General features: G+C 62.9%; 11 protein-coding genes. 7 read left to right on the plus strand and 4 right to left on the minus strand.

The genetic code is table 11. The features are described 5' to 3' along the window. The first annotated feature begins 153 nt into the window (after positions 1-153). From NCS03_RS06920 to NCS03_RS06945, 6 genes are all read left to right on the plus strand, one after another. On the plus strand, positions 154-1176 hold the full coding sequence (locus tag NCS03_RS06920) for a sulfate ABC transporter substrate-binding protein (protein ID WP_280519315.1): 1023 nt from the start codon (positions 154-156) through the stop codon (positions 1174-1176). 90 nt (positions 1177-1266) lie between these two features. Next, the gene (gene cysT, locus NCS03_RS06925; protein WP_008349900.1) at positions 1267-2151 is read left to right on the plus strand and encodes a sulfate ABC transporter permease subunit CysT; all 885 of its coding nucleotides are present in this window, start codon (positions 1267-1269) and stop codon (positions 2149-2151) included. Further along, the gene (gene cysW / locus NCS03_RS06930; RefSeq protein ID WP_250459681.1) at positions 2148-3044 is read left to right on the plus strand and encodes a sulfate ABC transporter permease subunit CysW; all 897 of its coding nucleotides are present in this window, start codon (positions 2148-2150) and stop codon (positions 3042-3044) included. Before cysT ends, cysW begins: the two co-directional genes overlap by 4 nt. Before the next feature lie 16 nt (positions 3045-3060). Continuing rightward, positions 3061-4119, plus strand: coding sequence for a sulfate/molybdate ABC transporter ATP-binding protein (locus NCS03_RS06935; protein WP_008349896.1), 1059 nt, complete (start codon positions 3061-3063; stop codon positions 4117-4119). Positions 4120-4144: 25 nt separating this feature from the next. Further along, complete coding sequence (locus tag NCS03_RS06940) at positions 4145-5071, plus strand: CysB family HTH-type transcriptional regulator (protein ID WP_008349894.1); 927 nt, start codon at positions 4145-4147, stop codon at positions 5069-5071. Between the two features lie 21 nt (positions 5072-5092). Continuing rightward, positions 5093-6094, plus strand: coding sequence for an asparaginase (locus NCS03_RS06945; protein WP_309779723.1), 1002 nt, complete (start codon positions 5093-5095; stop codon positions 6092-6094). A gap of 781 nt (positions 6095-6875) precedes the next feature. Here NCS03_RS06945 and lysM read toward each other — a convergent pair. From lysM to gcl, 4 genes are all read right to left on the minus strand, one after another. Continuing rightward, entirely contained in the window at positions 6876-7370 is a 495-nt protein-coding gene (gene lysM / locus NCS03_RS06950; RefSeq protein ID WP_244808052.1) for a peptidoglycan-binding protein LysM, read from the minus strand. A 304-nt stretch (positions 7371-7674) separates the two neighbouring features. Then, positions 7675-8583 carry a 2-hydroxy-3-oxopropionate reductase gene (locus tag NCS03_RS06955; protein WP_175980099.1) on the minus strand — a complete coding sequence of 303 codons (909 nt, stop codon included), beginning with the start codon at positions 8581-8583 and terminating at the stop codon, positions 7675-7677. 27 nt (positions 8584-8610) lie between these two features. Next, the gene (gene hyi / locus NCS03_RS06960) at positions 8611-9411 is read right to left on the minus strand and encodes a hydroxypyruvate isomerase (protein ID WP_250528971.1); all 801 of its coding nucleotides are present in this window, start codon (positions 9409-9411) and stop codon (positions 8611-8613) included. Positions 9412-9481: 70 nt separating this feature from the next. Continuing rightward, the gene (gene gcl, locus NCS03_RS06965; protein WP_175980101.1) at positions 9482-11257 is read right to left on the minus strand and encodes a glyoxylate carboligase; all 1776 of its coding nucleotides are present in this window, start codon (positions 11255-11257) and stop codon (positions 9482-9484) included. Between the two features lie 168 nt (positions 11258-11425). Here gcl and NCS03_RS06970 point away from each other — a divergent pair, with 168 nt between their 5' ends. Next, a complete protein-coding gene (locus NCS03_RS06970) occupies positions 11426-12379 on the plus strand; it encodes a LysR family transcriptional regulator (RefSeq protein ID WP_008349850.1) in 954 nt (317 codons plus the stop codon). Positions 12380-12420: the final 41 nt, after the last annotated feature.

A 12420-nucleotide genomic window follows, 5' to 3' on the forward strand; every position in this document is an offset into this window, starting at 1 on the left:
CGCACCGTCGGATCGCGCCCGCCGGCGCTTCTTCCATCCAGGAATATCGTTCTTAGCAGTTTTACGTATAAAAAAGTGAATAACGATTATTTTCAATCATATAGAGGCCTCGTTAGACTGATTCCGTCAATTCGATAAGACGGAGAACGGGGAATGCAAAGCATCAACACGGGATTGCGACGGCTTCTTGCTGCGGCGACGCTTGGCGCGGCGGGTTTGATCATGACGGCGCCGGCGCAGGCGGATACGTCGTTTCTGAACGTTTCCTACGACCCGACTCGCGAGCTGTATCAGGACTTCAATCAGGCTTTCGCGAAAAAGTGGAAGGCGGAGACGGGCGAGACCGTAACCTTCAAGCAGTCGCATGGCGGGTCGGGCGGCCAGGCGCGCGCGGTCATCGACGGACTGCAGGCGGACGTCGTTACGCTCGCGCTCGCTTATGACATCGACGCGCTCGCGGGCAAGGGACTCGTCGGCGCGGACTGGCAGAAGCGCCTGCCGGACAACGCATCGCCGTACACGTCGACGATCGTGTTTCTCGTGCGCAAGGGCAATCCGAAGCACATCAAGGACTGGGACGATCTGACGAAGCCGGGCGTGTCGATCGTCACGCCGAATCCGAAGACATCCGGCGGCGCGCGCTGGAACTACCTCGCGGCGTGGGCGTACGCGCAGCACAAGCCGGGCGGCAACGAGCAGACCGCCAAGGAGTTCGTGACGAAGCTCTACAAGAACGCCGGCGTGCTGGATTCCGGCGCGCGCGGCGCGACGACGAGCTTCGTGCAGCGCGGTCAGGGCGACGTGCTCATCGCGTGGGAAAACGAGGCGTTCCTGTCCCTGAAGGAATTCGGTCCGGACAAGTTCGAGATCGTCGTGCCGTCGGTGAGCATTCTGGCGGAGCCGCCGGTCGCGGTGGTCGACAAGGTCGTCGACAAACACGGCACGCGCAAGCTCGCCGAAGCGTATCTCAAGTATCTGTATAGCGACGAAGGGCAGCAGATCGCCGCGCGCAATTTCTATCGGCCGCGTTCGGACAAGGTGCCCGCCGATCTGACGAAGCAGTTTCCGAAGCTGAAGCTCTATACCATCGACGACACCTTCGGCGGCTGGACCAAGGCGCAGAAGACGCATTTCGCGGATGGCGGCGTGTTCGATTCGATCTATCAGCCGCAATAAGCGTCAACCGGCGACGCGGCGCGTTCAAGACGCCGCGCGCCCGAAGCAGCAACGCGCGCCCACCCCGCGCGCAAAATGGATGATTCAAGGATGACGACTCTCACATTCAGGAAACCGAGCGCGCTACCCGGTTTCGGCCTGACACTCGGCATCACGGTGGCTTATCTGAGCCTCGTGGTGCTGATTCCGCTTGCCGCCACCTTCGCTAAGACGGCGACGCTCGACTGGGCGCAGTTCGTGCGCGCGGTGACGTCGCCGCGCGTGCTCGCATCGTATCGGCTGACGTTCGGCGCGGCGCTCGGCGGCGCGCTCATCAACGCGGTGTTCGGTTTTCTCGTCGCGTGGGTGCTCGTGCGCTACACGTTCCCGTTCAAGCGCATCGTCGATGCGATGGTCGATCTGCCGTTCGCGCTACCGACGTCGGTCGCCGGCATTTCGCTCGCCGCGGTCTACGCGGGCAATGGCTGGATCGGGCAATATCTCGCGCCGCTCGGCATCAAGGTCGCGTTCACGCCGCTCGGCGTGCTCGTCGCGCTGACGTTCATCGGCCTGCCGTTCGTCGTGCGTACCGTGCAGCCCGTGCTCGAAGACTTCGAGCGCGAGCAGGAAGAAGCCGCCGCGTGCCTCGGCGCGACGCGCTGGCTCACGTTCCGGCGCGTCGTGCTGCCGTCGCTCTTTCCGGCGCTGCTGACGGGCTTCGCACTCGCGTTCGCGCGCGCGTTGGGCGAATACGGCTCGGTGATTTTCATCGCGGGCAACGTGCCGATGAAGTCAGAGATCACGTCGCTGCTCATCATCACGAAGCTCGAACAGTACGACTATGCCGGCGCGACCGCGCTCGCCGTCGTGATGCTGTGCGTGTCGTTCCTCATGCTTCTGTTGATCAACACGCTGCAATGGTGGCTGCAGCGCCGCACGAGCAAGACGGGCGCGGCGCCGGTCAACGTCTCCCTGGCAGCGGGAGAAACGGCATGAGCAAGGTGCTTCCATTGCAGACGACGACACAGCGCGACGCGCACGGCCTCAATCCCGTCACCGAGCCGCGCGCCGTGCGATGGCTCCTGACCGGTATCGCACTCGCGTTTCTCGCGTTCTTTCTCGTCGTGCCGCTCGTCGCGGTGTTCGTGCAGGCGTTCGCCAAGGGCATCGACTATTACTTCGAGTCGCTGAAGGATCCCGACGCGTGGTCCGCGATCAAGCTCACGCTGATCACCGCCGCGATCGCCGTGCCGCTGAATGTCGTCTTCGGACTGGCGGCGTCGTGGGCGATCGCGAAGTTCGAGTTTCGCGGCAAGGCGCTCCTGACGACGCTCATCGACTTGCCGTTCTCGGTGTCGCCGGTCATCTCGGGTCTCGTCTATGTGCTGATGTTCGGCGCGCAAGGATGGTTCGGCCCGTGGCTCGCCGCGCACGACGTGCAGATCATCTTCGCGGTGCCGGGCATCGTGCTCGCGACGATCTTCGTCACGTTTCCGTTCGTCGCGCGCGAACTGATTCCGCTGATGCAGGCGCAAGGCAACGACGAAGAGGAAGCGGCGCACGTGCTCGGCGCCTCGGGATGGCAGATCTTCCGGCGCGTGACGCTGCCCAATGTGAAGTGGGGCCTGCTCTACGGCGTGATTCTCTGCAACGCGCGCGCGATGGGCGAGTTCGGCGCGGTGTCGGTGGTGTCCGGGCACATCCGCGGGCAGACGGACACGATGCCGCTGCACGTCGAAATACTCTACAACGAATACAACTTCTCGGCTGCGTTCGCGGTGGCGTCGCTGCTGGCGCTGCTCGCGCTCGTGACGCTCGCGCTGAAACTTCTCGCGGAGCGCCGCATGACGCAAGCATTGACCGCCGCAAAAGCCACCGCACAGAATTGAGAGGCCGATAAACATCATGAGCATCATCGTTCGCAATCTGCAAAAACGCTTCGGCGATTTCACCGCGCTCGACAACGTGTCGCTCGACTTTCCGGCGGGCGAACTCGTCGCGCTGCTCGGGCCTTCGGGCTGCGGCAAGACCACGCTCTTGCGCGTGATCGCGGGCCTCGAATTCGCCGATGCGGGACAGGTCGTGCTGCACGGCGAAGACGTCGCGGCGGTCGGCGCGCGCGAGCGTCAGGTCGGCTTCGTGTTCCAGCATTACGCGCTGTTCCGGCACATGACCGTGTTCGAGAACGTCGCGTTCGGCTTGCGCGTGAAGCCGCGCCGCGAGCGTCCGAGCGAAGCGAAAATTCGCGAGAAAGTGCATGAGCTGCTGAAGCTCGTGCAACTCGACTGGCTCGCGGAGCGTTTTCCGTCGGAACTGTCAGGCGGACAGCGGCAGCGTATTGCGCTGGCGCGGGCGCTTGCCGTCGAGCCGAAAGTGCTGCTGCTCGACGAGCCGTTCGGCGCGCTCGACGCCAAAGTGCGCAAGGAACTGCGCAGCTGGCTGCGCCGGCTGCACGACGATCTGCATATCTCGACGCTCTTCGTCACGCACGACCAGGAAGAGGCGCTCGAAGTGGCGGATCGCATTGTCGTGATGAATCATGGCCGCGTGGAGCAGGTGGGCAGTCCGCAAGACGTGTACGATCATCCGCAGACGTCCTTCGTCTACGAGTTTCTCGGCGCCGCGAACCGGCTGCAGGGCGAAGTGAACGCGAACGGCTTCATCGCCGATGGCGCCGCGAGCCCGATCGCGGCTCAGGCGCATTTCAGCGGGCGGGCGCTCGCGTACGTGCGTCCGCATGATCTCGCGCTGTATCCCGCCGACGGCACGCATCGCGACGGCATCGTGGTGGGCGTGCGGCGCGTCGTGACGCTGGGCGGCTCGGTGCGCGTCGAGCTCGAAGGCAACGCGGGCGGCGTGATCGAGGCAGAACTGGATCGCGAGGCGTGGCGCGCGCTCAGGCTCGATATCGGCGATGGCGTGACCGCCGTTCCACGCGCGTTGCGAGTGTTTCCCGCGCAGTGACATCATAAAAATCAAAGAGGCTGACATGAACTTCCAGCAGTTGCGCTTCGTGCGCGAGGCCGTGCGTCAGAACATGAATCTGACGGAGGTCGCCAACGTCCTTTACACGTCGCAGTCGGGCGTGTCGAAGCAGATCAAGGATCTCGAGGACGAACTCGGCGTCGATATCTTCATCCGCCGCGGCAAGCGTCTGACGGGACTGACCGAGCCGGGCAAGGAAGTGCATCAGCTGATCGAGCGCATGCTGCTCGATGCCGAGAATCTACGGCGCGTCGCGCGCCAGTTCGCGGATCAGGACAACGGCCATCTCGTCGTCGCGACGACGCACACGCAGGCGCGTTACGCGTTGCCGAAGGTCATCCGCCAGTTCACCGAGGTGTTTCCGAAGGTGCATCTCGCGCTGCGTCAGGGCAGCCCGCAGCAGATCGCGCAGATGATCATCAACGGCGAAGCGGATATCGGCATCTCGACCGAAGCGCTCGACCGTTATCCGGACATCGTCACGTTTGCGTGCTATTCGTGGCATCACACGGTCGTTGTGCCGAAGGATCATCCGCTCGTCGGGCGCGAGAACATCACGCTCGAGCAGATCGCCGAATATCCGATCGTCACGTACGACAACGATTTCACCGGGCGTTCGCACGTCGATCAGGCGTTCGCGAGCGCGGGCGCGATGCCCGATATCGTGCTGACCGCGATCGATGCCGACGTCATCAAGACGTATGTCGAACTGGGCATGGGCATCGGCATCGTCGCGGCGATGGCGTATGACGCGAAGCGCGACACCGAGCTCGTCGCGCTCGATACGCAGCATCTGTTCGAGGCGAGCACGACGCGTGTCGGCTTGCGAAAGGGCGCGTTCTTGCGCGCGTATGCGTATCGGCTGATCGAAATGTTCGCGCCGCAACTCGATGAAGCGCAGATCGCCGCGCAGCTTCGCGAAGCCGCTTAGAGTCGTGCCGGCTGTTTTACAATCGCCGGCATGAATACTTCCTCGCTTCCTCGTGTCGCCGTGCTTGCCACGGGCGGCACGATTGCCGGTCAGGCCGGCGATTCCTCCAAGACCGCGGGCTACAAGGCGGGCGTCGTCGGCGTCGACAAGCTGCTCGATGCCGTGCCCGCGCTCGGCTCGGTTGCGCGAATCCACGCGGAACAGATCGCGAGCATCGACAGCAAGGACATGAGCGCCGCGCTGTGGACGCAACTCGCGCGGCGTATCGATGAGCTGCTTGCGCAGGACGATATCGATGGCGTCGTCGTCACGCACGGCACCGATACGCTCGAAGAAACCGCGTATTTGCTGCATCTCACGGTGAAGAGCGCGAAGCCCGTCGTGCTGACGGCGGCGATGCGCCCATCGACCGCGCTTTCCGCCGATGGTCCGTTGAATTTGCTCAATGCGGTGACGGTCGCGGCGTCGAAGGATGCCGCGGGCAAGGGCGTGCTCGTCGCTTTCAACAATCAGATTCACAGCGCGCGCGATGTCACCAAGACGAGCACTTATGCCGTCGATGCGTTTCGCTCGCCTGAGACCGGTGTGCTCGGGTTCGTGCAGGACGGACGCGTCGAGTTTCAGCGCACGGTCGTGCGGGCGCATACCGTCGCGAGCGAGTTCGCTGTCGCCGATCGATGGCCGATGGTCGAGATCGTCGCGAGCTACGCGGATGTGTCTCGTGTGACGGTCGATGCGCTTGTTGCTGCGGGCGTGAGGGGTATCGTCGTCGCGGGCACGGGCAACGGCTCGATGCATGCGGTGCTCACGCAGGCGCTCGCTGATGCGGTGAAGCAGGGCGTTGCCGTGGTGCGCGCTTCGCGCGTGGGTTCGGGACATGTGATGCGCAACGGCGCCGCTAACGATGATGCGCTCGGGACAGTCAGCGCGGGGACGCTGAATCCTTATAAGGCGCGGGTGCTGCTTATGCTTGCAGTGGCTTCGAATGTGCAGGACGTGCAGCGCGTTTTTGATGTTTATTGAGGTGGGTGTTTGGGGTGTGGGGCGGGCGGGCGGCGGCGGGCTGCCGGTTGGTCTGGCGGTCGGTCGTGGAATCCTGTATTCGTGTCGGTCTATTAGCGTTGCCCCTGTGCGGGGCGGCACCTACTTTCTTTGCTGCTGCAAAGAAAGTAGGCAAAGAAAGCAGCTTTTCAGGCCCGCGGTCACACGCAATTTGGGTAGTTCTCTCGTCCCAGGCGGTACTCGCCTAAAGAGTGCCCTCAAACACCTAATCGGGCTTGGCTCGCGCACGGTCTGCCGCCCAATAAGTTCGAGGGCGCTGGTTCAGCACGAAATGGCTTCGGCACAGCGCTACGCGCTGCCGCCGGGTATGCAAGGGAAACCGACGTACGGCAAAGGCGGCGAGATGAAGACGTTAGTAGCGAAGCACGCGCATTCCCGATTGACCGGTCGGCCGCGAAGCGGGCTGGAGCTATTTGGTGCTGAACCAGTTTGGTGTGTGGTGCGATGTGACAGACCGTGCGCGAGCCAAGCCCGATGGGGCCTATGAGGGCACTCTTTAGGCAGCCCACGATGGACGAGAGGACTACCCAAATTGCGTGTGACCGCGGGCGTATCAGGAGCTGCTTTCTTTGCTTACTTTCTTTGCAGCAGCAAAGAAAGTGAGTGCCGCCCCGCACAGGGGCAACGCTAATAGACCGACACGATCACAGGATTGCCGAGAAGCGCAGGCAAACCAAGATCCACCTCAGCAGAAAGCAAAAACGCGAACCGAAGTCCGCGTTCTCGAGTAGAGCAGAGACAATCAGTTAACAGCAGGAATCCGCAACACTTGCCCCGGATAGATCTTATCCGGACTCTTCAACATCGGCTTATTCGCTTCGAAGATCACATCGTTCTTGGACCCATTGCCGTAATACTTCTCGGCGATCTTCCAAAGATTGTCCCCCGACACGACGGTGTAATACTGCGATTCAGGCTCGCTACTCGGCACGGTCAGCTTATCGTCGACCTTATCGACATGCTGCACATTGCCCGCGGCGACGAGAATCTTTTCCTTCGTGGCCTGATCCGGCGCCTGACCCGAAACGGTCACCGTATGCGAAGCGCCGTCGTATTTCACATCGAGATTGTCCGCATTGAGACCCTGCGAACGAATGTACGTCGCGATGGCTTCGCCTGCCTTCTGATTTAGCGCGGCGACATCCACGGGTGCCGCAGCGGGCGCCGCCTGCGCGCTCGGCGTGGCTGCGCCGAAGAGTTTCTCGCCTGCTTCCTTGATAAAGCTGAGGATTCCCATTGTTCACTCCTTGGTTGACGGTGGTGTTACGGCCCGCGAAGTCTAGGCAGATTAGTCGCGATGACCACCAGATAGTTCTGAGTTTCAACAAAAGGATTTGTAGCACCGCCTATGCATCGGCGTTAGGACGCAGTTTGCAACAATCCGACGCGGACACCCGACGACAAACCGTCTGACCGACCAAGGCTTACCCGGCGCACCGCCGGGTGCCGCTTCTCGGACCCCACTTTGCCGCCCTCAGCCCAGAGCGGCATTTGTCCCGCGTGCCCATACGCGGGACGCCCCACGGTTCAGGTGACGCGAATCACGCAGCGGCTTTGGCCTGCTGCGGCTCGTCGGCCACCTGGAAGTTCGACATGATTTCGAGTGCACGCACGAGCGCCGAGTGATCCCACGCCTTGCCGCCGTTCGCCGCGCATACGCTGAAAAGCTGCTGCGCACTCGCGGTGTGGGGCAGGGCGAGGCCCATCTTGCGCGCGCCGTCGAGCGCAAGATTTAGGTCCTTCTGATGCAGTTCGATACGGAAGCCCGGATTGAACGTGCGCTTCGTCATGCGCTCGCCGTGCACTTCGAGAATGCGCGACGACGCGAAGCCGCCCATCAGCGCTTTACGCACGCGCTCCGGGTCGGCGCCCGAGCGTGCCGCGAAGAGCAGCGCCTCGCCGACCGCCTCGATGTTCAGCGCGACGATGATCTGATTCGCGACCTTGCAAGTCTGACCCGCGCCGTTGTCGCCAATGAGCGAAATGTTCTTGCCCATTAGTTCGAACAGCGGCTTCGCGATATTGAACGACTTCTCCGGGCCGCCGACCATGATCGTGAGCGTCGCTTCGCGTGCGCCGACTTCGCCGCCGGACACCGGCGCGTCGAGATAGTCGCAGCCGAGCGCGTTGATCTTCTTCGCGAACTCCTGCGTTTCAAGCGGGGCGATCGAGCTCATGTCGATCACGAGCTTGCCCTTCGTGAGACCCTTCGCGACGCCGTCATCGGCGAACAGCACGGCGGCGACATCGGGCGTGTCGGGCACCATCGTGATGACGATTTCGCTCGCCTGTGCGACTTCGGTCGAGTCCGCGACGACCTGCGTCTGCGCGCGGATATCGTCCGGCACCGGAAACTTGCCGTTCACGACGAGCTTGTGGCCGCCCTTGATGAGATTGCGCGCCATGTGCGCGCCCATGATGCCGAGGCCGATGAAACCGATCGTTGCCATACTTCTAGCTCCTCCTATGTGTCTGGTTTAAGCGGTCGCGTGCTGCTTCACGCCGCCGATGTTCTGCAGCCAGCCGAGGCCCGCTTCCGTGCCGTTGAGCGGCTTGTACTCGCAGCCGATCCAGCCTTGATAGCCGATCTCGTCGAGCAGCCCGAACAGGAACGGGTAGTTGATCTCGCCCGTGCCGGGTTCGTTGCGGCCGGGGTTATCGGCGAGCTGGATATGCGCGATCTTCCGCAGGTTCTTCCTGATCGTCGCGGCGAGTTCGCCTTCCATCCGCTGCATGTGATAAATGTCGTACTGCAAGAACAGATTGTCCGAGCCGACGGCCTGGATCACGTCCAGTCCTTCCTTCGAGCGATTCAGCGCGAAGCCCGGAATGTCGTACGCGTTGCACGGCTCGACGAGCAAGCGGATGCCTTCCTTCTTCAGCGCTTCCGCTGCGAAGCGCAAGTTTTCGACGATGGTCGCGCGCGCCTGATCCGCCGATACACCCGCCGTCGGAATCCCGACGAGACAGTTCAGTTGCGGCACGTTCAGCGCCTTCGCGTATTCGATCGCGCGCGGCACGCCGTCGCGGAATTCCGCGACACGATCCGGCAGACACGCGATGCCGCGCTCGCCCGCTTCCCAGTTGCCGGCAGGCAGGTTGTGCAGCACGATCTGCAGGTCGTTGTCCTTCAGGCGCGTCTGGATGTCGCTGATCGAGAAGGCATAGGGGAACAGGAACTCGACCGCCTTGAAACCCGCGTTCGCGGCCGCGGCGAAGCGGTCGAGAAACGGGACTTCGTTGAACAGCATGGTCAAATTCGCGGCAAATTTCGGCATTGTTCTTTCCTGATGGTCGGTCAGTGGATGCACGCCGCGCGTTCCTGCATGAACGCGCGGCGGCGATGCTTTAGTCGAGCGGCGTAACGGCGGTCGGTGCATCCGCCTTCGTTTCGGCGAGCTCTTCGAACTCGTTGATCGCGTCGATCTCGGTGCCCATCGCGATGTTGGTCACGCGTTCGAGAATCATCTCGACGACGACCGGCACCTGATGCTCCACCGCCAACGCTTGCGCCTGCTTCAGCGCGCCCGCGATGTCTTCCGGCTTGAACACGCGCAGCGCCTTGCAGCCGAGACCCTCGGCGACCGCGACGTGATCGACCCCATAGCCTTCGAGCTCAGGTGCGTTGATGTTGTCGAACGCGAGCTGCACGCAGTAGTCCATGTCGAAGCCGCGCTGCGCCTGACGGATCAGGCCGAGATACGAGTTGTTCACGACGACGTGCACGTACGGCAGCTTGAATTGCGCGCCGACGGCGAGCTCTTCGATCATGAACTGGAAATCGTAGTCGCCCGAGAGCGCGACGATCTTGCGTTGCGGGTCCGCGGCACGCACGCCGAGCGCGGCCGGGATCGTCCAGCCGAGCGGGCCGGCCTGGCCGCAGTTGATCCAGTTGCGCGCCTTGAACACGTGCAGGAACTGCGCGCCGGCGATCTGCGACAGACCGATCGTCGTGACGAAGCAGGTGTCGCGGTCGAACGCGAGGTTCATCTCTTCGTAGACGCGCTGCGGCTTCATCGGCACATTGTCGAAGTGCGTCTTGCGCTGCATCGTGCGCTTGCGCTGCTGGCAGTCCGCGACCCACGCGCCGCGGTCCTTCAGCTTGCCCGCGGCCTTCCATTCCTTCGCCACTTCGACGAACAGTTCGAGCGCCGCCTTCGCATCCGAGACGATGCCGAGATCCGGTCCGAACACGCGGCCGATCTGCGTCGGCTCGATATCCACGTGCACGAACTTACGGCCCTTGGTGTAAACCTCGACGCTGCCCGTGTGGCGATTCGCCCAGCGATTGCCGATGCCGAGCACGAAATCGGAGGCGAGCATCGTCGCGTTGCCGTAGCGGTGCGACGTCTGCAAGCCGACCATGCCGGCCATCAGCGGATGATCGTCGGGAATCGCGCCCCACGACATGAGCGTCGGAATGACCGGCACGCCGAGCGTTTCCGCGAACTGCACGAGCAGATCTTCCGCCGCCGCGTTCAGCACGCCGCCGCCCGAGACGATCAACGGCTTTTCGGCGTCGTTGAGCATCGTCAGCGCTTTTTCGATCTGCGCGCGCGTCGCTTTCGGCTTGTAGACCGGCAGCGGCTCGTACGTGTCGATGTCGAATTCGATTTCGGCGAGCTGCACGTCGATCGGCAAATCGACGAGCACCGGACCCGGACGGCCCGAGCGCATCAGATGGAAAGCCTGCTGGAACACGCGCGGCACGAGCGCCGGCTCGCGCACGGTGACAGCCCACTTCGTGACGGGCTTGGCGATCGATTCGATATCGACGGCCTGGAAATCTTCCTTGTACAAACGCGCGCGCGGCGCCTGGCCGGTGATCGCGAGAATCGGAATCGAATCGGCCTGGGCGGAGTAGAGGCCGGTGATCATGTCCGTGCCCGCCGGGCCCGACGTGCCGATGCACACGCCGATGTTGCCCGGCGCCGCGCGGGTATAACCTTCGGCCATGTGCGATGCGCCTTCGACGTGACGCGCCAGCACGTGGCTGATGCCGCCCGACTTTTTCATCGCGGAGTAAAACGGGTTGATGGCCGCGCCCGGCACACCGAACGCGGTATCGATTCCTTCCTTTTCCAGCACGAGGACGGCTGCGTCGACGGCTCTCATTTTGGGCATGGTTGTCTCCTTCCTGGGGTCTCTATCCGAAATCGCTGTCTGCATTCAAGCAGGGTTCCGTTGCACTTTAAGTCTGTGAAAAAGGTTTGATAAGATCAGCGTCAGTCGCTTTTTTCCAAACAAAAAGTATCGAATGCCCGAGTGATGAGGCATCGGCGGGAGACGCAGATGGACCGCTTCAAGCAGATAGAAACGTTCGTGCGCGTGGCCGAGGCGGGCAGTCTCGCGGCGGCGGCGCTGGAAGAGGGCGTGTCGCCCGTGATTCTGGGACGGCGCATCGACGCGCTCGAAAAGCGCCTCGGCGTGAAGCTGATGTATCGCTCGACGCGACGGCTTGTCGTGAGCGAAGAGGGCGCGGCGTTCCTCGACCGCTGCAAGAACCTGCTCGCGGACTGGGATCAGGCTGAGAACGAACTGGCGGCGGGACGGCGCGCGGTGGGCGGGCATCTGATCGTGTCGGCGCCGGCGGCCTTCGGGCGCATGCACGTCGCGCCGCACGCGCCGCCGTTCCTGCGCGACAAACCGGAATTGCAGATGTCGTTCAATCTGACCGATCGCGTCGTCGATCTGGTGCGCGAGGGCTATGACCTGTCGATTCGCATCGGCGGCGCGGTCGATCCGAATTTCGTCGCGGTCAAGCTCGCGAGCAACCGGCGCGTCGTCTGCGGCACGCCCGCGTACTTCAAGAAGCACGGCCGGCCGAAAACGCTCGAAGACCTGCCGAATCACAATTGCCTCGCGTTCAATCTGCAGGGCGGGCAGAACCGCGGCTGGTATTTCCGCCGCAATGGCAAGGTCGTGACCGTGCGCGTGACCGGCAACCTCGACTGCAACGACGGCGAATTGCTGCATCGCTGGGCTTCGGAAGGGCTCGGGCTCGGCTGGCGCTCGACGTGGGAAATCCAGCGGCAACTGGAATCGGGCGAACTCGAAACCGTGCTCGACGACTTCGAACTTCCCGATTACGACATCCTCGCGGTCTATCCGCAGCAGCGCTACGTGCCTGCGCGCGTGCGCTACTTTATTGATTATCTTAAGGAAATCTACGCGCAACCCGGATATTGGAGCCGTCGGCTGACGCTTCCCGGCGAACCGCAGCGCGAGCACGCGCGCGGCCGCTAACTGCTTGAAAAGGCGTTCGAATTTGCATTTGCGCGAGCGCG

The organism is Caballeronia sp. ATUFL_F1_KS4A (genome assembly GCF_023630905.1).
Classification (GTDB): Bacteria; Pseudomonadota; Gammaproteobacteria; order Burkholderiales; family Burkholderiaceae; genus Caballeronia; species Caballeronia zhejiangensis.

Coding starts and splice junctions, on each gene's coding strand:
- NCS03_RS06920 (WP_280519315.1), top strand. CDS start 154: ATGCAAAGCATCAACACGGGATTGCGACGGCTTCTTGCTGCGGCGACG.
- cysT (WP_008349900.1), top strand. CDS start 1,267: ATGACGACTCTCACATTCAGGAAACCGAGCGCGCTACCCGGTTTCGGC.
- cysW (WP_250459681.1), top strand. CDS start 2,148: ATGAGCAAGGTGCTTCCATTGCAGACGACGACACAGCGCGACGCGCAC.
- NCS03_RS06935 (WP_008349896.1), top strand. CDS start 3,061: ATGAGCATCATCGTTCGCAATCTGCAAAAACGCTTCGGCGATTTCACC.
- NCS03_RS06940 (WP_008349894.1), top strand. CDS start 4,145: ATGAACTTCCAGCAGTTGCGCTTCGTGCGCGAGGCCGTGCGTCAGAAC.
- lysM (WP_244808052.1), bottom strand. CDS start 7,370: ATGGGAATCCTCAGCTTTATCAAGGAAGCAGGCGAGAAACTCTTCGGC.
- NCS03_RS06955 (WP_175980099.1), bottom strand. CDS start 8,583: ATGGCAACGATCGGTTTCATCGGCCTCGGCATCATGGGCGCGCACATG.
- hyi (WP_250528971.1), bottom strand. CDS start 9,411: ATGCCGAAATTTGCCGCGAATTTGACCATGCTGTTCAACGAAGTCCCG.
- gcl (WP_175980101.1), bottom strand. CDS start 11,257: ATGCCCAAAATGAGAGCCGTCGACGCAGCCGTCCTCGTGCTGGAAAAG.
- NCS03_RS06970 (WP_008349850.1), top strand. CDS start 11,426: ATGGACCGCTTCAAGCAGATAGAAACGTTCGTGCGCGTGGCCGAGGCG.